The sequence below is a fragment of the Demequina rhizosphaerae genome, from assembly GCF_000971255.1.
Lineage (GTDB): Bacteria > Actinomycetota > Actinomycetes > Actinomycetales > Demequinaceae > Demequina > Demequina rhizosphaerae.
In genome coordinates, this window is record NZ_BBMC01000003.1 from 254,643 (window position 1) to 278,241 (window position 23,599).

Below are 23,599 nucleotides of genomic sequence, written 5' to 3' on the forward strand. Positions count from 1 at the left end.
AGGGAATTCCGAGGAGGAGGGGCCCGCACGGGTCCTCATCAACCCATAGAGATAGAAACTGATCAGGAGAAAACAATGATCGCTCGCATTCAGAAGAGCATGGAGAAGCGTGACGCAGGCTTCACGCTGATCGAGCTCCTCGTCGTCATGATCATCATCGGCATCCTCGCCGCCATCGCGATCCCGCTGTTCCTCAACCAGCGCAAGAAGGCCGAGGACTCGGCTGCAAAGGCGGACGTCTCGACTCTCGGCAAGGAGATCGCCACCTACTTCGTCGACAACGACGACGAGACCTTCACCATCGCTGATGGCACGGGTCGCTACGTGATGTCCGGTGGCGACATCACTGGCACGCAGGACCTTGGCAAGGTCTCCAAGAACGTCGAGCTGACCGACCTCGACGTCACCGACTCGCAGACCTGGTGCGTCGAGGTGACGAACGACCAGGGTGACAAGCAGGTCTTCTCGTACTCCTCGGCCAGCGGCCTGTACGACGGCACCTGCGCTGCCGGCCCGACCACCTGATATACGCGGTGATCGTCGTGTGGGGCGGAGCCGCTCAGGTTTCGCCCCACACGGCACCGTCGCTCGCTCAATCGACGCTCTGAGACACGAGGGGACCACGCCATGGACATGCGACAGCGGCGCGATGTCCGCGACCGCGGCTTCACTTTGGTGGAGGTCGTTGTCGCGATGCTGGTGCTTGCCATCGTGATTCTCGCGATCATCTTCGTCCAGGCGCGCGCCCTCACCACCAACGCAGAGAGCCAGTCGCGCCAGACCGCCACGGCAGCCGCCAATGAGGCGATGGAGCAACTGCGCGCCATGCCGTGGAACTACCTCCGCAAGGGCCTGTCCTCGCAGTGGAACGTCGGCGGCACGGACCCCTTCGTATCCGGCGCCAATGCCATCACGGTCGATGGCAAGACCTACGCGTTGCGCGTCGGGTCGACGGGGTCCGATCAAGATCTGTCCAACCCGTGGCCGCCGCTGTTCGATGCGACTGGATCGAACGTCCAGACGCTCGCGGCAGGATCCGGCAACGGGCGGACGGTGGATCTCCGCGCGTACACCTTTGAAGATGACGTCGCGTCTTCCTCGACAGTCGGCTTGCTCGTCGTGGCGTCGTGGACGAGCGATTCCGACGGCGCCGCCGAGCACACGATTCTGACGTCCACGGCCTACGCCCCCTCGGCGGGCTGCGGTGACCTCAACAACGCGCCCTTCCTCGCGTCCTGCCAGGCGCAGTTCGACGCCACTGCCGCAAGCGCGAACCTTGACATCGCAGCCACCGCGACCACCCTCAACGGCGCGACAGCGAAGCCGCTGCTCAACACTGCGGTGGCCTTCGACTACTACTCGTTCCAGGTGAACTCGAGCACCGCGGCCGTCCAGGTGAGCAGCCAGCAGGTCTCGAACGCGAGCGCCTTCGCGTCGCTCGGCGGCACGCTGTGGGACGACAACATCAACACCACCGCGCCCAGCGTGTGGGGCTGGACCCGTGGCTACACCGGCCTCTCGGTGCGGGCCTCGGACGACACCACCTCCGGTGCCGAGCCGCCGAATCCCGCAGCTGTCACGGGCTCGGGCGCGAACTCGAGCTACAGCTTCACGCGCGGCGACTTCACGCTTTCCGCTCGCTCCGATGACGGCCGTTCCGGCACGATCACGACCAAGACCACTGCCTCGTGCGCCACTGGGCTGTCCTACTCGGTGCCGGCAAACGCGCCATGTGCGTCATCGCTGGTTGGAGGTACGAGCGACACGGTGCCCTACATGTCGTTCTCGATCGACGGGAAGCAGGTGGACTTCACCAAGGTCACCGCGTCGTCGTCGACCGTCTACGACGAGGCCTGGGCCGGGCGGTTCGCCGCAGTCGCCGGCAACTCCTCCGTGGGCTGCACGTCCGTTTCCGGAACGGGGTCCGGGTGCACCTCTGCGGGTGCGCAGCAGGGCTTCGGCACCGTGACCATCGGCGACGTCAAGCAGACGAACACCTGGGACGGGGACGCTGCCAACGGACTCGTCATCATCTCCGGGTACAAGGACTCGGTGCAGGTGCAGCGAGGTGAGAGCGACCTGGCCACGGCACCCGTCTTCTCTCGCTCTGCAACCATCCAGTACTGGAACGGCAGCTCGTACAGCACGGCATCGATCGGTGTCTCCACCGCAGACACGTACGCAGTGCCGGATACCGTCTGGACCACGTCGGATGCAGTCATCACTGCGAGCGGCAACATCCTCGTGACGGGGTCCGTCACGTCGACGGACTCCACGGCGGACTGCGTCGGCGGGGACGGGTGCATCATCGACGCGGCGAACGGCACGATCACCGTCACCATGACCTACAAGATCGAGCCCACCAGCAGCCTCACGGGTTGGAGCATCACCGTCAAGACGACGCTCAACGGCTCGCAGGCGGGCGCCCGATTCGAGGAGTCGCCCAATGCGTAAGGTCATGGATCGCCGCCGCCGCCGTACGGACGAGGGCTTTACGCTCATCGAGCTTCTGGTCTCGATGATCATCTTCTCGATCATCATGGCGCTGCTGGTGAGCGTCATGATCCAGATGACCTACCAGGCGAACGATGCGCTCGGCCGGCAGCGCGCGGTCGAGCAGGCGCGCCTCGGTCTCTCGCAGATCGACCGGCAAATCCGTTCCGGGAACCTCATCCTCGACCCTGCGCTCGACGACGTATCTGTGGCAGGAGTACCTGCCAACTACTCCCTCCGTATCTATACGCAGGAAGGCGACGGGCCCGCCAAGTGCGTCCAGTGGCGCGTCATCTATCCCTCCGACACCGACCGCTTCGGCCAGCTCGAGTACCGGGAATGGGATCCTGCGGACACGAGCACGTCGACCGCGTGGTCGCGGGTGGCTTCGAACGTCGAGCGGCCTTCCGCGACCTTCGCGGCGACAGACTCGACGTCGTGGCCCCCCTTCTGGGTTGACACGACGCTGCCGACCGGAACCGAGGCGCAGAACATCCGAGTCACCCTGCGCATGGGCGACCCGAGCGCACGGGATGATGCCAAGTCGCAGGTGCTGACCTCGGTCGTGACCGGACGCAACACCGTCTTTGGATACTCACCTGACACATGCAACGCGGTACCGGCGCCGTGATGGGGGAATGATGATCAAGCTGAGGAATGCAGCGCGAGGCGACTCGGGTGTCGCTCTCGTGATGGCGATGGGCATCGCGCTCATCGGGATGACGGTGGCGATCATCGTCGTCACCGCTGTGGTGATGGCATCGAACGATTCCGGGCGCGACCGCGTTCGAACCGTTGAGGTGCACTCGGCGGAGGCGGCGATCGATGCCACGATGGCTGAGCTGCAGACGGGCGTGCCCTGCACCCCGAGCTTCTCGCCGGCGTCCTACGGCAGCGGCGTCACCAAGACCACTGTCACCGTCGACATCGAGTACTACGACGACGACGGTGCGGTCACGTGCACCGGGACCACCGCATCGTCCACTCCGACGCGTGCCGTCATCACGGCGACGTCTACGGCCGACAAGACGCAGGTGGGTATCCAGCCCGTGCGCAAGGTCCAGAGCGAGGTCCTCCTCACGCCCATCACGAACCCCGGCGCGAACGCTGCGATCTTCTCGGCGGCGGGATTCGACCCCAAGTCCAACTTCGAGGTCGAGCCTGCCGTCACGGGCGAGTCCGCGGACGTTTGGATCGACACGGGCTCGTGGGAGTGCAAGGGCAACAGCGGCAGCGGCGGCGGCAAGCGCACCGTCGGCTCGGTGTTCGTGCCCGCCGGCAGCCTCACGATCGATCTCGCTTGCGAGATCCAGGGCGACGTATGGGTGCAGAACGACCTCACCGTCACCAGCAACGCCTACGACGCGCCCATCACCGGCACCAGCGGCAACGTCACCGTGCGTAGCGGGACGTTCTCGCTTGCCAAGGCGATCGAGATCCCCGGAGCCGCGAAGCTCGGTGGCGCGGCTCCCTCGGGGCTCACGGCGGTCGGAGGCATCACCGACAACCTTGGCGCGGCCGCGATCCCTACGCTCTCCAGCGTCGGCCTGCCCCAGATCCAGTGGGACACGTCAGCCCAGAACGTGTGGGTGAACGAAGGCTTCACGATCAACTCGGCGGCGACTTTCGCGACGTACCTCAAGACCGGTTGGGGCAAGAGCGGCACCGTGAACGCGTGCTCCTCGTGGAACGACTCTGGGACCGTGACGTTGCCGGCGGGCAAGAACGTCTACGACCTGACCTCGTGCTCGTCGATCGATGCCAAGAAGATCGTGCTTGCCCTCAAGGGCGATACAGCGCTCATCATGAACGACCTCGACATCACGAACCAGTTCCAGGTCTCGTCCTCAGATGGCGACCCCCACCAGTTCTGGATCATCCTGCCGTACTCGACGCTGGCGGCGGGCAAGGGCAACATCGACTCGAACTCCACCTCGTTCGAGATCGTGTCGCCGATCACCTCCTTCATCTATGCTCCTGGCACGATCGACCTCAACCCGCACGGTGACTATCGCGGTCAGATCTACGGCGGTGTGGTCGCTCCCAAGAACAAGTTCACGATGGACTACTCGTTCGTGGGCGTGCCCGGTGTCGACCTGGCTGAGGGCACTAGCGCCATCATCGGGTACGACGTCGAGCTCGTGAACAAGCACGAGGTGTCCTGAGTGCTGATCCTCGCCGCGACGCTGCTGGGCCTGCTCTGCGGGTCCTTCGCCAACGTGCTCATCGCCCGCATCCCCGCGGGCGAGGGCTGGGCGAAGGGCTCTAGCAGGTGCCCGCGCTGCCGTCACGACATCGCCTGGTACGACAACATTCCCCTGTTCTCGTGGCTGTGGCTGCGGCGCCGTTGCCGCCACTGCCAGGAGCGCATCTCCGGTCGCTACCCGCTCGTCGAGGTATCCGTCGGGATCCTGTTCGGCCTGGTCGCCTGGCAGTTCGGCTCGAGCGCGGTGGCATGGCTTCTCGCGTTCAGCGCGCTGCTGACCGTGGCCCTCGCCGCGATCGACTTCGAGCACCACCGGCTGCCTGACCCGCTCGTCTTCGCGATGGCCGGAGCCGTGGTGGTGCTCCTGGTGACCGATGCGGCGCTCACCGGCGACTGGGCCGCGCTGGCCCGCGCCGGCATCGGTGCGCTGGCGTTGGGCGGTTTCTACTTCGTGCTGTGGTTCGCGTATCCCAAGGGTCTCGGCTTCGGCGACGTCAAGCTCGCGGTTCCGGTTGGCGCGGTGCTCGGGTACCTCGGCTGGGGCGCTCTGGCTGTCGGCGCGATCGGCGGGCCGCTCGTCGGTGGTCTGCTCGCCCTGGTGGCGGCGGTCCGCGCGGGTGGGATCAAGGGCGTGCGCTTCGCGTACGGGCCCGCGATCATCGGGGCCTTCTGGATCGCCGTGTTGTGGGGCCCGGTCATCGCGACCTGGTATGTCGACTGGGCTGCGGGGTGGGCCGTGTGAGATATCACCACTCCATTTGAGTTCGAGGCGCCCGGCGCCGATAGAAAGTGCATTCCCGGAGCAAAGGGGGAGAAGTGGCAATCAGGAGAGTCGGAGTCGACATCGGTGACACCCACGTGCGTGTCGCCGAGGTCGAGTTCTCCGGGAAGGGTGCCGCCGCGCGAGGCCGCGGCACGTTGACGGGATACGGAGAGGTGCCGCTTCCGCGCGGAGCCGTACAGGCGGGAGAAGTCGTCGACGTCTCCGGCGTCGGGAGCGCGATCAAGCAGGCGGTGCATGCCGCGGGCGTCTCGGTCAAGGAGGCGCACGTCGGCGTGGGCTCGGCGAACGTGGTGGTCCGTGAGATCGAGCTGCCGTCGTTGCCGATGGCTCAACTGCGCTCGTCCCTCCCGTTCCACGTGCAGGAGACGCTGCCGATGTCGGTCGACGAGGTGCTGCTCGACTTCTACCCGACCGGGGAGAAGGAGCTCGAGAACGCCAAGGTGCTTCGCGGCATCATGGTCGCAGCGCCGAAGGCGACGGTGACGCAGAACCTGCTCGCGGTCGAGGCGGCGGGCCTGCGGCCCAAGATGGTCGACCTGGGCGGCTTCGCGCTGCTGCGCAGCCAGCTGGCCGAGGACGCGATGACGGGAGTGATGGCGTTCGTCGACATCGGCGCACGTCTCACCACTGTGGTCATCACGAGCAACGGTCTGCCGCGCCTGATCCGCACGCTTCCGCAGGGCGGCCAGGACCTCACCGACGCGGTGGCAAGCTCCCTGCAGATCGGTGCGGTCGAGGCCGAGGAGGTCAAGATCCAGATGGGTCTCGGCGGCCGTTCGGCCCCGGGTCAGGAGGCAGCGGTCGAGCCGCTGTCCCAGAGCGCCCGCGCGTTGGTCGAGGGCATCCGCAACACCTTCGTCTACTTCGCGTCGTCGAACCCCGGCGAGGCGCCGGCTCACGTCATCATCACCGGCGGCGGCTCGCTGCTCGCCGGACTGGGCCAGTACCTCGCGTCGTCCACGAGGCTGCCGGTCCGCTACGGCAACTCCTTCGCCCGCGTCTCGCTTGGCAAGAAGGTCCGCCCCGAGGCGGTCCAGGGTCTCGAGGTCCGTGCCGCCACACCCATCGGTCTCGCATTCGGGGAGGCATCGTGAATCCCGTCTCCGCACCGGCGAACGCGCCGGTCATCAACCCGGTTCCCGGCTCGATCGGCGCCCCCGCGGCACCTCAGGTCAACCTGCTGCCACCGGAGATCGCCGCGCGCCGAAGCCAGGGGCGCATCAAGGCCCTGATCGTCATCATCTTCGGTCTCTTCCTCGTCGCCGTCGCAGCGGTGTACTTCCTCGTGCTCGGCATCCGCACCGCGGCGGACAACGAGCTCCAGGCGGAGCAGGATCGCCGTCTCGAGCTCCAGACGGAGCTGGCGAGCTACGGCTACATCAACGTGCTCGCCGACAAGTTCGAGAACTCGATCAAGGCTCGTGAGTGGGCGGGCTCGACCGACATCGACTGGGCGACGCATCTGACTGCATTGCTCAATGCGGTTCCGGAGGGCCTGACTTTCACGGACATGACGATGGCACAGGGCACCCCCGCTGGCGCGGTTGCCGGCGACGGTACGGCGTTCGCGAACGCGGACATGGGTTCGGTGGCCTTCACCGGTCGCGCGGAGAGCCCCGAGCTCACCGCGGACCTGATCGAGGCCTTCGACGCCCTGCCGGGCTTCAGCGACACGTGGGTGGAGGCTAAGCAGATCCAGGCGATCGACGATACGGACACGGTCTACTGGGAGTATTCCGGTGCCACGCGCATCACGTACACCGCGCTGTCTGGACGCACCGAGACCGAGCAGAAGAAGGCCCCTCAGTGGATCCTCGACGAGCTTGAAGCAGCCGACGGCGCAACGACTTCCGATGAGGAGGCCAACTGATGAAGACCAAGCAGCAGACCGGTATCTGGGTCTTCGCCGCGATCGTCCTCGCGATCATCGTGGCGGCCGCCGCGTACTTCACGCTCATCGGACCCGAGCTTGACAAGGCGTCGGCAGCGAAGGAGGAGGCGCAGATTGCCCGCGATGCCAATGATCTGACCGAGCTCGAGATCCAGCGGATGAAAGCCCTCGAGCAGGAGGTTCCGGACTGGCGCGAGCAGATCGCGAAGGTGTCCCTCGACCTGCCGCCGCGCACTGAGCAGCCCGCGCTTGAGCGGCTCATCGCTTCTAGCCTCGAGAAGGCGGACCTCCCGCTGATCGACTTCAGCACCGGGCGGCCCGAGGCGATCGATCCCCTCAGCCAGTCCGGCGCCGAACCGCCGACCGTCGCTTCGGAGACTGAGGAGTCTGACTCGGCCGCGACGACGGAGCCCACGGAATCGGGAACGACCGACGACGACCTCGACACGGACGGCACCACCGGAGGCGTGGCGGGTGACACGACGCAGCCGGCTGCCGAGGCGAGCGCTCCGTTCGAGGGGCTCCTGTCGATGCCGCTCACGATCACGACCGAGGGTGACCCCGGAGCCGTGCTCGACTTCGTCAAGTCGCTCGAGAACCAGCTCACCCGTTTCTACACCGTGACCGGCTTCACGATCGCGAAGGCGTCGCCGGCTGAGGAGACGCCCGGTCGCCCCGAGCTGACCGAGGAGCAGTGGACGGTGCAGATCTCCGGCATGGTCTTCTCGCTGCTCGACGACACCCGGTCGTTCGTCGACGACGAGACCAAGGAGCTCAAGGAGTACAAGTCCGGTTCGAAGGTGGACAACGTCTTCGAGCCGCTCGAGGGCACCGAGCAGGCCGACGCGGCCTGATCCGCTTCGCAGCGAACCACGGAGGGCCGTCCCGACAGGGGCGGCCCTCCTACGCGTCTACCCGGTCCGCGCATCGTCCCGTCTCACCATCCGGACCGACCGTCCACTCATGGAAGAATGACGCCCATGCTTCGATGGCTCACCGCAGGAGAATCGCACGGCCCCGCGCTGGTCGGCACGCTCGAGGGCCTTCCGGCCGGCGTCAACATCACCAGCAGCGAGATCCAGGACGCGCTGGCCCGCCGGCGCCTCGGCGCGGGACGCGGCGCACGCATGTCCTTCGAGAAGGATCAGGTCACCATCCTCGGGGGCGTCCGTCACGGCGTCTCCCAGGGCGGACCCGTCGCCGTCATGGTCGGCAACACCGAGTGGCCCAAGTGGGCGACGGTGATGTCCGCGGACCCGGTGGACGCCGAGGAGCTCACCGGCGCCCGCGCCGCGGCCCTCACGCGTCCCCGCCCCGGCCACGCCGACCTCGTCGGCATGACGAAGTACGGCTTCGAGGACGCCCGACCCGTCCTGGAGCGCGCCTCCGCGCGCGAGACCGCCGCCCGCGTCGCGCTCGGCCAGGTTGCCGAGAACTTTCTCGAGCAGGCCGCCGGCATCCGCCTCGTCGCGCACACCGTCCAGGTGGGCCCCGTCGCCACGCCGGAAGATGCGCCGCTCCCGCCCGTGGACGCCACGCCCGCGCTCGACGCCGACCCCATCCGCTGCTTCCACGCCGAGACCTCGCGCGCCATGCTCGCCGAGATCGACGACTGCCAGAAGGCCGGCGACACCCTCGGCGGCGTCGTCGAGGTCGTCGCCTACGGCGTACCCGTGGGCCTCGGAAGCCACGTGCACTGGGACCGCCGCCTCGACGCGCGCCTCGCGGCCGCGCTCATGGGCATCCAGGCCATCAAGGGCGTCGAGGTCGGCGACGGCTTCCGCACCGCCGCCCGCCGCGGCTCGCAGGCCCATGACGAGATCGAGTACGGCGAGGACGGCGTCCAGCGCCGCACCAATCGTGCGGGCGGCGTCGAGGGCGGCATGACCAACGGCGAGCCGCTGCGCGTGCGCGCCGCGATGAAGCCCATCAGCACCGTCCCGCGCGCTCTCGACACCATCGACACGTCGACGGGCGAGGCCGCCAAGGCGATCCACCAGCGCTCGGATGTGTGCGCGGTTGCCCCCGCGGCGGTCGTCGCGCAGGCCATGGTCGCGCTCACGCTCGCGGACTCGCTGCTCGAGAAGTTCGGCGGCGACTCCGTTGTCGAGGTGCGCCGCAACATCGACGCCTACGTCGCCCAGATCCCGGAGCACCTGCGCTGATGGCACCCCGCGCGGTCCTCATCGGCCCGCCCGGATCGGGCAAGAGCACGGTCTCGAGGGCCCTCGCGCGCCTGTGGGGCGTGCCACGACGCGACACCGATACCGACATCGAGGCGCGCGCAGGCAAGCCCATCCCCGACATCTTCGTCGAGGACGGCGAGGCGCGCTTCCGCGAGATCGAGCGCGAGGCGGTGGACGATGCGCTGCGCACCCACGACGGCGTCCTCGCCCTGGGCGGCGGCGCCATCCTCGCGCCCGAGACCCAGGAGCTCCTGGAGCGCTACGTGCGCGACGGGGGAGCGGTCGTCTTCCTCGACGTCTCTCTCGCGGCCGCTGCGCCGCGTGTTGGACTGAACGCCTCGCGACCGCTGCTCGTGGGCAATCCGCGCGCCCAGTGGGTCGCGCTCATGGACGCCCGCAGGCCCATCTATGAGCGCCTTGCGACCGTGCAGGTGCTCACCGACAAGACCAGCCCGACCGACGTCGCCGCCCGGATCGACGCCGCCGTCAAGGAGCGTGCATGACCGTCCACCGGACCATCACCGTCGCCACCGCCGCGCCCTATGAGGTGACGGTGGGGGAGAACCTGCTGTCGGAGGTGGTGGCCGCCGTCCCGAAGACCGCCGCCCGCGTGCTCGTCGTCACCGCGGCGCCACTGCGCCGGCACGTCGACAACCTCAAGGCGCTCCTCGACGCGCGCGGCCTCACCGTCGTCATCGCCGAGGTGCCCGACGCCGAGGAGGGCAAGACCGCCGAGGTCCTCGCCTTCTGCTGGCAGGTGCTCGGCAAGTCCGACTTCACCCGCTCGGACGTTGTCATCGGCTTCGGAGGGGGAGCGGTGACCGATCTCGCCGGTTTCGTCGCCGCCACGTGGCTGCGGGGCGTCGGCGTCATCCAGGTCCCCACCACGCTGCTCGCCATGGTCGACGCCGCGGTCGGCGGCAAGACCGGCATCAACACAGCGGAGGGCAAGAACCTCGTCGGCGCCTTCCACGAGCCTCTGGCCGTCTTCTGCGACGTCCGGGCGCTCGACACGCTCCCGCGCAACGAGCTGGTGCCGGGACTGGCCGAGGTCGTGAAGTGCGGCTTCATCCGCGACCAGGAGATCCTGACGTTGGTCGAGGGGAACCTCGACGGCCTCCGCGACGCGCAGCTCGATGTGGTGCGCCCCGTGCTCGTCGAGCTGATCTCCCGCGCGATCCAGGTCAAGGCCGACGTCGTCGCCGCCGACCTCAAGGAGTCCTTCCTCCGTGAGATCCTCAACTACGGCCACACCTTCGGCCACGCGATCGAGTACACCGAGCGCTACCAGTGGCGGCACGGCGCCGCCGTGTCGGTGGGCATGGTCTTCGCGGCCGAGCTCGCCCACCTGGCCGGACGCCTCTCGGAGGACGAGGTCGAGCGTCACCGCGCCATCCTGTCCGGCCTCGGCCTCCCGACCAACTACCCGGGTCACCGGTGGGACGCGCTGCTCACCGCGATGAAGCGGGACAAGAAGACCCGAGGCGACCTGCTGCGCTTCGTCATCCTCGCCGGCATCGGCAACCCGATCCGCCTCGAGGGGCCGGACCCGGCCCTCGTCCAGGGCGCGTACTCGGCGATCGCACAGTGATCGCTCGCAGCTTGGCGTTGCTGGAAACCTAGGCGCCGACCAGTTCGAAGGAAATCCTGTCGGACGGGCATAGTGTTCGGACTTGCGATTCTAGGCTGGGTTCCCGAGTGTAGAAGTGGACGGGCCGTTCTGTTGCCGAGACGATGGCGCAAGCAGCACCGGGCGAGTAGTCGTGGATGTGGGACCGCATCGCGGCTCGCAGGCCGTTCTGCCAGTTCGAATGGTGGGCCTCGTCCAGCGGTAGTGCCATCGATTGGAGCCAGCTCACGGCGAAGTCGTAGTCGGGGTCCCGAAGCCAGTCCAGTTTCAGCTCGTCCTCGTCGGACAGTGTGATGGCGCGTCCCGCCAGTGCTTCGTGCGAGCCGAAGTGTTCCCCTGTCGCGAATGCCACGGGAAGCGCTCTCCAAGTGTCGGGCTGATAGGTCGTCGGTAGAGTGACTACCACGATGCCGGTCGCGACCGCAGCCCCGGTCACGATTGCTCTCTGAGGTCCGCCGACGGGTGAGTGCGATCCGAGCACGCCTCCCGCTAGTCCGATGGTGAGCGGCACGATGGCAATGGTTGCCAGCGACACGTACTTCGCCGGGTAATACGGCAGCGCGCCGCTGAAGTCGCTCATTGACAGGGCAAACGGGAGCGCACCGATGATCACGCCCACAACCGTGGCGATACCGGTGTCGGCCGTGCGACGGCTTGCGCGTCGCGCGAACATGGCCGCAACGATGGTGGTGACGAGGATGATCGATGTCAGTGCGAGCGAGTGCGGATTCAACGCCCCTGAGTATGTCTCGACCTGGACGCGGCCTTGGTTGGTCGATCGAGAGCTCTGGGCGACGTTGATCAAGACCGGCGCCGTCCAGCCTGCAAGTGACCACGCAAGGAACAGTGCGCCAGCTCCGATCAACGCGACATCTTGAATCTGCGCCTCCCGCAACTGTGCTCGGAAGCGGAGAATATGCATCGCGAGCAGCGCTCCCGGGATGGCGGCAAACGGGGTCCAGCAGAGTGCTAGCACTGCGATTGCGCAAAGCAGCAGACCGACGGAGGCGCCGGGCGCGGTGCGGGCCGCTACGGCAACCCCGATGGCACTGAGGCTCGCGGCGATCACAAGGTGGCCGTTGATCTGGCCAAGATCGAAGAGCGAACCTGAGACCGGCATGGAAATTGCGCCGATGCTGGTGACCGCGGCGAGCACAACGGCCAGTTTCCTCGAGCCGCCGACTGCCATCGCGACGTGAGCCGCGACTAGTCCTGCGAGCAGTGCGCACAGGGCGACCAGCAAGGCCCATGCCGAAGCATGTGCCGCCAACGCCTCCGCGAGCGCACGGCTTGAACCATCGACGACATGCTCGCGCGGCAACATCGACAGAGACAACGCGTGTTCGATCGGGCGAGGGTTGTATGCGTCGCCCGCGCCGATGCCGCCAGCTACCCAGTAATGCCGGATCGACATGATGTCCACGGACGAGTCGATACGCGCCGCCCACGAGAGGCCGGTGCCTCCCGGAAGCAAGTTTCCCGCGGCCAAGCCCATGAGCCATAACACGACGCCGCTGCTCGCGGCAGCGAAAACGCTCCAGTCTGCAGCCGTTGACTCCCGCGGGTTCCTGCCATGCGCGATTGCACCCGCGAGGACACCGAGCAGCAGGTGCGTGGTCGCAATCGTGGTCCACAAGTCGATTCCGAGCGGAGCAACGACCGAGACCGATGCGAAGATCAGTGTTGGCCATCCGAGGACCGTGGCGGACACCGCGTATAGAAGTGGCGCGCGAATTACCAGTACTGCAATCCAGGATGCGATTCCGAGCGCAGTAGCGATCACGAGCGGTGTGCCGAACCACGCCAAGACAGAGGCGAGCGACGTGAGCGCAGACAGCGTCATCGCCGTACTTCGAAGATTCATGCGCCCCCCTTTGCTCGACTGCCGCGATGCTAGCGGCCCGCGCTCGCGCTTGAGCGCGCCCACGCCGCCCACGCGCGACGTGTGCATCGTCCCGCCGCGCGCCCAATCGCCACCCGCGCAACGTCCCCCGATACGCTGGCCACCATGAACGTCCTGGTCGTCAATGGTCCCAACCTGCGCAGGCTCGGCACCCGCGAGCCCGAGAAGTACGGCACCACCACCCACGACGAGCTCGCCGTGCTCGTCACCCAGTGGGGCGCGGACCTGCACCTCGACGTCGAGGTGCGCCAGTCCGACGACGAGGCCGACCTCGTCCACTGGATGCACGAGGCCGTCGACGCGGGCTGGCACGTCGTGCTCAACCCGGCGGCCTTCACCCACTACTCGTACGCCCTCCGGGACGCGTGCGCGCTCGTCTCCGCGGCGAACCTGTCCCTGGTCGAGGTGCACCTCACCAACCCGCACGCGCGCGAGACCTTCCGCCACACCAGCGTCATCAGCGGCGTCGCGACCGGCACGATCGCGGGCTTCGGGGTCGAGGGCTACCGGCTCGCTCTCGAGGCCGTCGCGCGGCGCGTCGGCTAGAATCGTCTGCGGACTATTCCCAGTTATCTCTGTAAGGACACCCCTGTGGCGACTTCGAACGACATCAAGAACGGCTCCGTGCTCAACCTCGACGGCAACCTCTGGTCCGTCATCGAGTTCCAGCACGTGAAGCCCGGCAAGGGCGGCGCCTTCGTCCGTACCAAGCTGAAGAACGTGCTCACGGGCAAGGTCGTCGACAAGACGTTCAACGCGGGCGCCAAGGTCGAGTTCGAGACCGTCGACCGTCGCGACATGCAGTACCTGTACTTCGACGGCACCTCGTACGTGTTCATGGACCCGTCGTCGTTCGACCAGATCCCCGTCTCCGAGGCGGTCATGGGCGACGCGACGGACTACCTGCTCGAGAACGAGTCGGCCGTCATCGGCTCGCACAACGGCAACCCGATCTTCCTCGAGCTCCCGGGCTCCGTGGTCCTCGAGGTCACCTACACCGAGCCGGGCCTCCAGGGCGACCGCTCGTCGGGCGGCACCAAGCCCGCCACGCTCGAGACCGGCAAGGAGATCCAGGTTCCCCTGTTCCTCGAGGCCGGCACCAAGGTCAAGGTCAACACCTCGACCGGCGAGTACCAGTCCCGCGTCAACGACTAGTGGCCGCCCGTACCAAGGCGCGCAAGCGCGCCCTCGACGTCCTCTTCGAGGCGGACCAGCGCGGCGAGAACATGCTGGCCGCCCTGGATCGTCGCGTCCTCGACTCGGGGCGCGAGACTCCGCTGCCGACGTACTCCATCGAGATCGTGCGCGGCGTCGTCGCGTGGTGGCCCGAGCTGAACTCGATCATCCAGCAGGCCTCGCCCGAGTGGCAGCTCTCGCGGATGCCCGCGGTCGACCGTGCGCTGCTGCGCATCGGCGCGTGGGAGATCCTGTGCAACGACGAGGTCGAGACCGCCGTCGCGATCGACGAGGCCGTGTCGCTTGCGGCCGATCTGTCGACCGACGACTCGCCCGGCTTCGTCAACGGGATCCTCGGGACGATCGCGCGCGAGGCGCCGGCGCTGCGGCACGCGGAGTAGTCCGACTGTTTGTTTGAGGAAGGGCCTGCGCCTCCTTTGGGAGGCGCGGGTCCTTCTTCTTTGCCCGCGCGGCGCCCTGTGGACAACTGTCCGGTTTGTCGGGTTCGTTGTCTGACCTGGATGGTGGACTTGTCGCATGGCCGAGACGACCGCCGCCGATCCGCTCGATGGGCTCCGTGCGCGCGTCGAGGCTTCAGGCGGGCTGCCTGAGTGGGACGCGGTGGCGCTCATGCGTGAGGTCGTCGGTCGGCGGCGCGAGACCGATCTGGTGGTCGCGCAGATGGCCGCCAGGCTCGCCGTGCGGTCCGGTCCGGGGCGCGCGGGGATCGCGAGCCGGCAGGGGTTCCGGGGGATCGACCAGCTGATCGCGTCCGAGACCGGCGGCACGGTGGCCGAGGCCGAGCGGCTGCGCGTCATGGGCACCGCGTTGTACGGCGGTCCGGACGATGCGCCGGGTGGTGCGTCGGTCCTGCCTCACCTCGCGTACGAGGCCAGGGAGGGCCGGCTGAGTGCGGACAAGTTCGTGCTGCTGCGTGAGGTGCTGATGAGGCATCCGGACGCGCGCGACATGGACGGCCTGCCGGTGGACGATGCGGTGCGGGCCACCCCGTTGGGGCAGGTGTCCCTGACACGGGTGGAGAAGATGGCCGTCGACAAGGCGGTGATCTCGCCGCTGAGGACCGTGCGGTCGCTGGTCGCGCAGCTCGAGGCGGGCCTGACGCCGCCCCCGGTGGGGGAGGAGCAGTACGAGGAGCTGTACCGCGCCCGGCTGGCGAGCGTGCGCGAGGAGGCCAACGGCATGGTCCGCCTCACCGCGATGCTCGACCCGCTGACCGCGGCACCCCTGCTCGCGGCGCTGGACGGGTACATGAAGAAGCAGTTCCGTGAGGCACGCGAGGACGGCGCGGACGACCAGCCGACTCCGGGTCAGATGCGTGCGGACGGGCTGGGCTGGCTCGGGCGGCACGCGAACGGGTGCCGCCAGCCCCACGACGCGGTCAAGACCACCGTCAACATCCGCATCTCGCTCGCCGACCTCCACACAGGTGACGGCTACGGAGAGATCGACGGGATCAGGCGTCCACTGCCCGGCAGCCTGCTGCGCTGGTACGCAGCGGACGCGGAACTCATCCCCACCGTGCTGGCCACGTGCGGCGAGGTCCTCGACCACGGGTACGCGGAGCGCCTGTTCACGGCTGCTCAGCGGCGGGCGATCGCGCAGCGCGACCGGGGTTGCGCGTGGTGCGGCGCGCCGCCGAGCCACTGCGACGTCCACCACATCCGCTACTGGGTCGACGGCGGCAGGACCGACCTCGACAACGGCATCATGCTGTGCGTGACCTGCCACCACTGGATCCACCGGGACGGGTGGGCCATCAGGTTCCGCCAGGGCAGCCCCGAGTTCATCCCGCCCGCCTCGATCGACCCCGACACGCGACCCCGACCCGGATATCAGGAACGCATCAGGCTGAACCACGCCGAACTGGTCGCGGCAAGCCGCGCCGGACCACCATGACGCGCCGCCGCGGGCGCCGCGGTCAGGTAGTGTGTGACCCGCAACCCAGACATCCTTTAAGGACCGTCCAGAGAGGCGGGGAAGGAGGTCGCCAGGTGACTGGCACCATCATGGGGGCGGCGGATATCTCGCGCGCCCTGACTCGCATCGCGCACGAGATCGTCGAGCGCAACGACGGCGCCGCCGACGTGGTCCTCATGGGCATCCCGACCCGAGGCCTCCCGATCGCGCACCGCCTGGCCTCCCGCATCGCGGACATCGAGCCCGGCTACGACGCCGAGCACGCCTGCGGGGCCCTCGACATCACGATGTACCGCGACGACCTCTTCAAGAATCCGACGCGCACCATCGGCACCACCTCGGTGCCCGACGCCGGCATCGACGATGCGGTGGTCGTCCTGGTCGACGACGTGTTCCACACGGGCCGCACCATCCGCGCCGCCCTCGACGCCATCCGCGACCTGGGCAGGCCCCGCGCCGTCCAGCTCGCCGCGCTGGTCGACAGGGGCCACCGCGAGCTGCCCATCCGCGCCGACTTCGTGGGCAAGAACATCCCCACCGCCCGCTCCGAGCGCGTCGACGTGCGCCTCGAGGAGATCGACGGCGAGGACGCCGTCATCCTGCGGAAGGGGGAGTGACGATGCGCCACCTCCTTTCCACCAAGGACCTCACGCGCGACGACGCGATCCTCATCCTCGACACCGCCGCCCAGATGGCCGCGACCCAGGACCGCGAGGTCCGCAAGCTCCCGACCCTGCGCGGCAAGACGGTCGTCAACCTCTTCTTCGAGGACTCGACCCGCACCCGCATCTCGTTCGAGGCCGCCGCCAAGCGCCTCAGCGCGGACGTCATCAACTTCTCCGCCAAGGGCTCCAGCGTCTCCAAGGGCGAGTCCCTCAAGGACACCGCCCTCACGCTCCAGGCCATGGGCGCCGACGCGGTCGTGGTCCGCCACTGGGCCTCCGGCGCCGCCTACCAGCTCGCCCACGGCGGCTGGCTCCACGGCTCGGTCCTCAACGCGGGCGACGGCACCCACCAGCACCCGACCCAGTCGCTGCTCGACGCCTTCACCATCCGCAAGCACCTGGTGACCGACCCGACCGGGAACGACCTCACGGGCCTTACCGTCGCGATCGTCGGCGACGTGCTCCACAGCCGCGTCGCCCGCTCCAACGTGCACCTCCTGCACACGCTCGGCGCGAAGGTGGTCCTCGTGGCGCCGGCCACGCTCGTGCCAGTCGGCGTCGAGCCCTGGCCCTGCGACGTGGTGCACACCCTCGACGAGGCGATCGAGACCTACGACATCGACGCGCTCATGATGCTCCGCGTCCAGCGTGAGCGCATGACCGGCGGCGGCTCCGCCTTCTTCCCGAGCCCCGCCGAGTACACGCGCCTGTTCGGCCTCGACGGCGACCGCCTGCGCCGCCTGCCCGACCACGCCATCGTCATGCACCCCGGCCCCATGAACCGGGGCCTCGAGATCTCGGCCGAGGCCGCCGACTCGCCCCGCTCCGTCATCGTGGAGCAGGTCGCGAACGGCGTCGCCGTCCGCATGGCCGCCCTGTACCTGCTGCTTGCCGGAGAGGAGGGCGCCCAGTGAGCCGCCCCATCGTCATCGAGAACGCGTCCCTTTACGGGGACACCACCGCCAGCCTCCTCATCGAGGACGGCGTGATCACCAAGGTGGCCGACGCCATCGACGCACCGGACGATGCGGTGGTCGTCGACGCCACCGGCCTCGTCGCCCTCCCGGGCCTCGTGGACCTCCACACCCACCTGCGCGAGCCCGGCCGCGAGGACGCCGAGACCATCGAGACCGGCTCCCGCGCCGCCGCGCGCGGCGGCTGGACCGCCGTCTTCGCCATGGCCAACACCAACCCGGTCGCCGACACCGCCGGTGTGGTCGAGCAGGTGTGGAGCCGCGGCCGCGAGATCGGCCTGGTGGACGTGTTCCCGGTGGGCGCCGTCACGGTCGGCCTCAAGGGCGAGCACCTCTCCGAGATGGGCGCCATGGCCAACTCGAAGGCGAAGGTCCGCCTCTTCTCCGACGACGGCGTCTGCGTCTACGACCCCGTCATCATGCGCCGCGCCCTCGAGTACGTGAAGACCTTCGACGGCGCCGTCGTGCAGCACGCGCAGGACCTCCGCCTCACCGATGGCTCGCAGATGCACGAGGGCGAGGTGTCCGCCGAGCTCGGCCTCGCCGGCTGGCCAGCCGTCGCCGAGGAGTCGATCGTCGCCCGCGACGCGCTGCTCGCCGAGCACGTCGGCTCGCGCGTCCACGTGCAGCACCTCAGCACCGCCGGCTCGGTCGAGATCATCCGCTGGGCCAAGGCGCGCGGCATCAACGTGACCGCCGAGGCGACCCCGCACCACCTCCTCCTCACCGACGAGAGCGCCCGCACCTACGACCCGTTGTTCAAGGTCAACCCGCCGCTGCGCACCCAGTCCGATGTGGAGGCGCTCCGGGAAGCGGTCGCCGATGGCACCATCGACATCATCGCCACCGACCACGCCCCGCACGCATCCGAGGACAAGGACTGCGAGTGGGCCGCCGCCTCGTTCGGCATGCTCGGCCTCGAGACCGCGCTGGGTGTCATCCAGAAGGCGCTCGTCGACACCGGCGCCCTCACCTGGCGCGACGTCGCCCGCCTCATGTCGGAGACCCCGGCCCGCATCGGCAAGGTCGACGCCGAGCACGGCCGCCCGCTCGCCGAGGGCGAGCCCGCCAACATCACCCTCGTGGACCCGACGGCGGCCTGGACCGTCGACGGCGCCCAGCTCGCCTCGCGCGCCAGCAACACCCCCTACGGCGGCATGGAGCTGCCCGGCCGCGCGGTCGCGACCCTGCTGCGCGGCGTCCCCACCCATCTCGACTCGCAGCTGGAAGGAGCGTTCGCGTGAGCGATCGTGCAGTACTCGTCCTCGAGGACGGCCAGACGTTCGAGGGCCGCGCGTACGGCGCGACCGGCGAGACGCTCGGTGAGATCGTCTTCAACACCGGCATGACCGGCTACCAGGAGACCCTCACCGACCCCAGCTATCACAAGCAGATCGTCGTGATGACGGCGCCGCACATCGGCAACACCGGCGTCAACGACGAGGACGACGAGTCGCGCCGCTACTGGGTCGCCGGCTACGTGGTCCGCGACCCCGCACGCCGCCCGAGCAATTGGCGCGCGCAGCGCAGCCTCGACGAGGACCTCGTCGCCCAGGGCGTCGTCGGCATCTCCGGCATCGACACCCGCCAGCTCACCCGCATCCTCCGCACCGCGGGCGTGATGCGCGCCGGGATCTTCTCGGGTGACGCCCTCGCGGGGGACGATGCGATGGTCGAGAAGGTGCGCCACAGCGCCCAGATGAAGGGCGCGCACCTCGCGGACGAGGTCTCGGTCACCGAGCCCTACACCGTCGAGCCCGAGGGGGAGCAGGTCGCCCACGTCGTGGCCGTCGACCTCGGCATCAAGGCGATGACCCCCCAGCAGATGGCCCAGCGCGGCATCAAGGTGACGGTCGTGCCCTCGACCACCCCCGCATCGTCCATCCTCGAGATGAACCCCGACGGCGTGTTCTTCTCGAACGGCCCCGGCGACCCGGGCGCCGCCGACGCGACCGTCGCGACCCTCCGCGAGGTGCTCGACGCGAAGGTGCCGTTCTTCGGCATCTGCTTCGGCAACCAGATCCTGGGCCGCGCGCTCGGCTACGGCACCTACAAGCTGCAGTTCGGCCACCGCGGCATCAACCAGCCGGTGATGGACCGCACCACCGGCAAGGTCGAGGTCACCGCGCACAACCACGGCTTCGCCGTGGACGCGCCGCTGGCGGGGGAGTCCGACTCCCCGAACGGCTATGGCAAGGTGCGCGTCAGCCACGTGTGCCTCAACGACGACGTGGTCGAGGGCCTCGAGTGCGTCGACATCCCGGCGTTCTCGGTCCAGTACCACCCCGAGGCCGCGGCCGGTCCGCACGACGCCTCGTACCTCTTCGACCGCTTCCTCGACCTCATGAAGGGCCAGCATGCCTAAGCGCGACGACATCAAGAGCGTCCTCGTCATCGGCTCCGGCCCGATCGTCATCGGCCAGGCCTGCGAGTTCGACTACTCCGGCACCCAGGCGTGCCGCGTCCTCAAGTCCGAGGGCATCCGCGTGGTCCTCATCAACTCCAACCCGGCCACGATCATGACCGACCCGGAGTTCGCCGACGCCACGTACGTCGAGCCCATCACCACCGAGGTGATCGAGCGCGTCATCGCCAAGGAGCGCCCCGACGCGCTGCTGCCGACCCTCGGCGGCCAGACCGCCCTCAACGCCGCCATCGCGGCGGCCGAGGCGGGCATCCTCGAGAAGTACGACGTCGAGCTCATCGGCGCCAACCTCGAGGCCATCCACCTGGGCGAGAACCGCGAGCTGTTCAAGGGCGTGGTCGAGCGCTGCGGCGCGGACTCCGCCAAGTCGGTCATCTGCCACACCATGGACCAGTGCCTCGCAGCCGCGGAGGAGCTCAACTACCCGGTCGTGGTGCGCCCGTCCTTCACCATGGGCGGCCTGGGCTCGGGCTTCGCGTACGACGAGGAGGATCTGCGCCGCATCGCGGGCGCCGGCCTCCACTACTCGCCGACCACCGAGGTCCTCCTCGAGGAGTCCATCCTCGGCTGGAAGGAGTTCGAGCTCGAGCTCATGCGCGACAAGCACGATAACGTCGTGGTCGTGTGCTCGATCGAGAACGTCGACCCCGTGGGCGTCCACACCGGCGACTCCGTCACGGTCGCGCCGGCCCTGACGCTGACCGACCGCGAGTACCAGCGCATGCGCGACATCGGCATCGCGATCATCCGCGAGGTCGGCGTCGACACCGGCGGCTGCAACGTCCAGTTCGCGATCCACCCCGACACGGGCCGCATCATCGTCATCGAGATGAACCCGCGCGTGTCGCGCTCGTCGGCGCTGGCGTCGAAGGCCACCGGATTCCCGATCGCCAAGATCGCGGCCCGCCTCGCGATCGGCTACTCGCTCGACGAGATCCCCAACGACATCACCGGCTCGACCCCGGCGTCCTTCGAGCCCACGCTCGACTACATCGTGGTCAAGGTGCCCCGCTTCGCGTTCGAGAAGTTCCCCGCCGCGGACCCGGTGCTCACCACCACGATGAAGTCCGTCGGCGAGGCCATGAGCCTGGGCCGGTCCTTCACCGAGGCCCTCGGCAAGGCGCTGCGCTCGATCGACAAGAAGGGCATGAACCTCCACTGGGACGGCCCCGTGCCCACCGGCGAGGCGCTCGACGAGTTGCTCGCCGCGATCCAGATCCCCACCGAGAAGCGCTTCGTCCAGGTGCAGCAGTGCCTGCGCGCGGTCGAGGCCGGCCACCTCACGCTCGAGGACGTCTTCGACGCGTGCAAGATCGACCCGTGGTTCCTCGACCAGATGCTGCTGATGAACGAGGTGGCGACGAAGGTCAGGACGGCGGCGACGCTCGACGCGGACCTCCTGCGCGAGGCCAAGGGCCACGGCCTGTCCGACCAGCAGATCGCGGACCTCCGCGGCCTCAAGGTCAACGAGGTCTTCCAGATCCGCAAGGCGATGGGCGTGCTGCCGGTCTTCAAGACCGTCGACACCTGCGCCGCCGAGTTCGAGGCCCGCACGCCGTACCACTACAGCTCGTACGACGCCGAGACCGAGGTGCAGCCCCGCGACCGCGAGGCCGTCATCATCCTCGGCTCGGGCCCCAACCGCATCGGTCAGGGCATCGAGTTCGACTACTCGTGCGTGCACGCGGCCCTCACGCTCAAGGACCGCTACGAGACCATCATGGTCAACTGCAACCCCGAGACCGTGTCGACCGACTACGACACCGCCAACCGCCTCTACTTCGAGCCGCTGACGTTCGAGGACGTCATGGCCGTCTACGAGGCCGAGAAGGCCGTGGGCCCGGTCAAGGGCATGTTCGTCCAGCTCGGCGGCCAGACCCCGCTGTCGCTCGCGCAGCGCCTCGAGGACGCGGGCGTCCCGATCCTGGGCACCACGCCCGAGGCCATCGACAACGCCGAGGACCGCGCCGCCTTCGGCCGCGTCCTCGACGCCGCGAACCTCCCGGCGCCCGCCTACGGCACCGCGCACGGCATCGACGAGGCGATCGAGATCGCCGAGCGCATCGGCTACCCCGTGCTCGTGCGCCCGTCGTACGTGCTCGGCGGCCGCGGCATGGAGATCGTCTACGACCGCGAGCAGCTCGAGGACTACGGCACGCGCATGGCCGACGTGGGCGACCACGCCACCGACGCGCCGCTGCTGGTCGACCGCTTCCTCGACGACGCGATCGAGATCGACGTCGACGCGCTCTTCGACGGCGAGGAGATGTTCCTCGGCGGCGTGATGGAGCACATCGAGGAGGCCGGCATCCACTCCGGCGACTCGGCGTGCGTGCTGCCGCCGTTCTCGCTGTCCAAAGCCGAGCTCGAGCGCATCCGCACCTCGACCGAGGCCCTCGCCCGCGGCATCGGCGTGCGCGGCCTCATGAACGTGCAGTACGCGCTCGTGTCCGACGTGCTCTACGTCCTCGAGGCGAACCCGCGCGCGTCCCGTACCGTGCCGTTCGTGGCCAAGGCCACCGGCATCCCGCTGGCCAAGGCCGCGTCCGAGGTCATGGCCGGCGCCACGATCGCGGAGCTCCGGGCCAGCGGCATGCTGCCCGAGCACGACGCCGCGACCATCGACATGGGCCAGCGGATCGCCGTCAAGGAGGCCGTCCTCCCGTTCAAGCGCTTCCGCACCCACGAGGGCATCGCGGTCGACTCGGTGCTCGGCCCCGAGATGCGCTCGACCGGCGAGGTCATGGGCTTCGACGAGACCTTCCCGCTGGCCTTCGCCAAGTCGCAGTCCGCGGCCTTCGGTGGCCTGCCGACCGGTGGCAAGTTCTTCGTGTCGATCTCCGACCGCGACAAGCGCTCGATCACGTTCCCGGTGGCGCGCATGCGCCAGCTCGGCTTCGAGATCCTCGCGACCGCCGGCACCGCCCAGGTGCTCCAGCGCATGGGCATCCCGTCGACCGTGGTGCGCAAGCACTCCGAGGGCCGCGGTCCGAACGGTGAGCCGACCATCGTCGACCTCATCCACGAGGGCCAGGTCGACCTCATCGTCAACACGCCGTCCGGCCAGGGCGCGCGTGCGGACGGCTACGAGATCCGCGCCGCGGCGACCGCGGCCGACATCGCGATGGTCACCACGACCCAGCAGCTGTCGGCGGCCGTCCTCGCCATCGAGGCGCTCCAGGCGGGCCCGTTCGAGGTGCTGAGCCTCCAGGACGCCGCGCGCGTCTAGAAGTGGCACGGCGCGTCGCGCATCATCCCTCGCAGGACGATGCGCGACGCGCCCGGGCGCGCCCGCGCGCCTGGCCAACATCGCAGGTAGAGTGACAAC

The 23,599-nt window shown here is 68.6% G+C and carries 21 protein-coding genes; 20 read left to right on the plus strand and 1 reads right to left on the minus strand.

Going from position 1 to position 23,599, the window contains the following annotated elements:
* The first annotated feature begins 75 nt into the window (after positions 1–75).
* The 11 genes from AOM07_RS04880 (at position 76) to aroB (ending at position 11,151) form a co-directional block, all read left to right on the plus strand.
* Positions 76–525, plus strand: coding sequence for a type II secretion system protein (locus AOM07_RS04880; protein WP_062311669.1), 450 nt, complete (start codon positions 76–78; stop codon positions 523–525).
* A 102-nt stretch (positions 526–627) separates the two neighbouring features.
* Positions 628–2,454, plus strand: coding sequence for a prepilin-type N-terminal cleavage/methylation domain-containing protein (locus AOM07_RS04885; protein WP_062311670.1), 1,827 nt, complete (start codon positions 628–630; stop codon positions 2,452–2,454).
* Positions 2,447–3,124 carry a PulJ/GspJ family protein gene (locus AOM07_RS04890; protein ID WP_062311671.1) on the plus strand — a complete coding sequence of 226 codons (678 nt, stop codon included), beginning with the start codon at positions 2,447–2,449 and terminating at the stop codon, positions 3,122–3,124. Before AOM07_RS04885 ends, AOM07_RS04890 begins: the two co-directional genes overlap by 8 nt.
* A 7-nt stretch (positions 3,125–3,131) precedes the next feature.
* Positions 3,132–4,658: a hypothetical protein gene (locus AOM07_RS04895; RefSeq protein WP_156171796.1), complete on the plus strand. Its 1,527-nt coding sequence runs from the start codon at positions 3,132–3,134 to the stop codon at positions 4,656–4,658.
* On the plus strand, positions 4,659–5,441 hold the full coding sequence (locus tag AOM07_RS04900) for a prepilin peptidase (protein ID WP_062311673.1): 783 nt from the start codon (positions 4,659–4,661) through the stop codon (positions 5,439–5,441).
* Positions 5,442–5,515: 74 nt separating this feature from the next.
* The gene (gene pilM / locus AOM07_RS04905) at positions 5,516–6,577 is read left to right on the plus strand and encodes a type IV pilus assembly protein PilM (protein WP_169748130.1); all 1,062 of its coding nucleotides are present in this window, start codon (positions 5,516–5,518) and stop codon (positions 6,575–6,577) included.
* Entirely contained in the window at positions 6,574–7,353 is a 780-nt protein-coding gene (locus AOM07_RS04910) for a PilN domain-containing protein (protein WP_062311675.1), read from the plus strand. The genes pilM and AOM07_RS04910 overlap by 4 nt, the downstream gene beginning before the upstream one ends.
* Positions 7,353–8,228, plus strand: coding sequence for a hypothetical protein (locus AOM07_RS04915; RefSeq protein WP_062311676.1), 876 nt, complete (start codon positions 7,353–7,355; stop codon positions 8,226–8,228). The genes AOM07_RS04910 and AOM07_RS04915 overlap by 1 nt, the downstream gene beginning before the upstream one ends.
* A 126-nt stretch (positions 8,229–8,354) precedes the next feature.
* Positions 8,355–9,539 carry a chorismate synthase gene (aroC, locus tag AOM07_RS04920; RefSeq protein ID WP_062311929.1) on the plus strand — a complete coding sequence of 395 codons (1,185 nt, stop codon included), beginning with the start codon at positions 8,355–8,357 and terminating at the stop codon, positions 9,537–9,539.
* Positions 9,539–10,063, plus strand: coding sequence for a shikimate kinase (locus AOM07_RS04925; protein WP_062311677.1), 525 nt, complete (start codon positions 9,539–9,541; stop codon positions 10,061–10,063). Before aroC ends, AOM07_RS04925 begins: the two co-directional genes overlap by 1 nt.
* On the plus strand, positions 10,060–11,151 hold the full coding sequence (gene aroB, locus AOM07_RS04930; protein WP_062311678.1) for a 3-dehydroquinate synthase: 1,092 nt from the start codon (positions 10,060–10,062) through the stop codon (positions 11,149–11,151). Before AOM07_RS04925 ends, aroB begins: the two co-directional genes overlap by 4 nt.
* Positions 11,152–11,179: 28 nt before the next feature.
* Here the strand turns inward: aroB and AOM07_RS04935 are convergent, their stop codons facing one another.
* Positions 11,180–13,141: a hypothetical protein gene (locus tag AOM07_RS04935; RefSeq protein ID WP_156171797.1), complete on the minus strand. Its 1,962-nt coding sequence runs from the start codon at positions 13,139–13,141 to the stop codon at positions 11,180–11,182.
* Between the two features lie 57 nt (positions 13,142–13,198).
* On the opposite strand from AOM07_RS04935, the gene aroQ reads away from it, so the two are divergent.
* The 9 genes from aroQ to carB all read left to right on the plus strand — a co-directional run bounded on the left by aroQ (position 13,199) and on the right by carB (position 23,500).
* Positions 13,199–13,639 (plus strand): type II 3-dehydroquinate dehydratase, encoded by a 441-nt coding sequence (aroQ, locus tag AOM07_RS04940; protein ID WP_062311680.1) that lies wholly within the window; start codon positions 13,199–13,201, stop codon positions 13,637–13,639.
* A 45-nt stretch (positions 13,640–13,684) separates the two neighbouring features.
* Positions 13,685–14,248, plus strand: coding sequence for an elongation factor P (gene efp / locus AOM07_RS04945; protein ID WP_062311681.1), 564 nt, complete (start codon positions 13,685–13,687; stop codon positions 14,246–14,248).
* On the plus strand, positions 14,248–14,670 hold the full coding sequence (nusB, locus tag AOM07_RS04950; RefSeq protein ID WP_062311682.1) for a transcription antitermination factor NusB: 423 nt from the start codon (positions 14,248–14,250) through the stop codon (positions 14,668–14,670). The genes efp and nusB overlap by 1 nt, the downstream gene beginning before the upstream one ends.
* A gap of 136 nt (positions 14,671–14,806) precedes the next feature.
* Entirely contained in the window at positions 14,807–16,186 is a 1,380-nt protein-coding gene (locus tag AOM07_RS04955; protein ID WP_062311683.1) for an HNH endonuclease, read from the plus strand.
* A gap of 110 nt (positions 16,187–16,296) precedes the next feature.
* Positions 16,297–16,824 carry a bifunctional pyr operon transcriptional regulator/uracil phosphoribosyltransferase PyrR gene (pyrR, locus tag AOM07_RS04960; protein ID WP_062311930.1) on the plus strand — a complete coding sequence of 176 codons (528 nt, stop codon included), beginning with the start codon at positions 16,297–16,299 and terminating at the stop codon, positions 16,822–16,824.
* Positions 16,825–16,826: 2 nt separating this feature from the next.
* Complete coding sequence (locus AOM07_RS04965) at positions 16,827–17,786, plus strand: aspartate carbamoyltransferase catalytic subunit (protein ID WP_062311684.1); 960 nt, start codon at positions 16,827–16,829, stop codon at positions 17,784–17,786.
* Positions 17,783–19,090: a dihydroorotase gene (locus tag AOM07_RS04970; protein ID WP_062311685.1), complete on the plus strand. Its 1,308-nt coding sequence runs from the start codon at positions 17,783–17,785 to the stop codon at positions 19,088–19,090. Before AOM07_RS04965 ends, AOM07_RS04970 begins: the two co-directional genes overlap by 4 nt.
* The gene (gene carA / locus AOM07_RS04975) at positions 19,087–20,211 is read left to right on the plus strand and encodes a glutamine-hydrolyzing carbamoyl-phosphate synthase small subunit (RefSeq protein WP_062311686.1); all 1,125 of its coding nucleotides are present in this window, start codon (positions 19,087–19,089) and stop codon (positions 20,209–20,211) included. Before AOM07_RS04970 ends, carA begins: the two co-directional genes overlap by 4 nt.
* A complete protein-coding gene (gene carB, locus AOM07_RS04980) occupies positions 20,204–23,500 on the plus strand; it encodes a carbamoyl-phosphate synthase large subunit (protein WP_062311687.1) in 3,297 nt (1,098 codons plus the stop codon). Before carA ends, carB begins: the two co-directional genes overlap by 8 nt.
* The last annotated feature ends 99 nt before the right edge of the window (positions 23,501–23,599 follow it).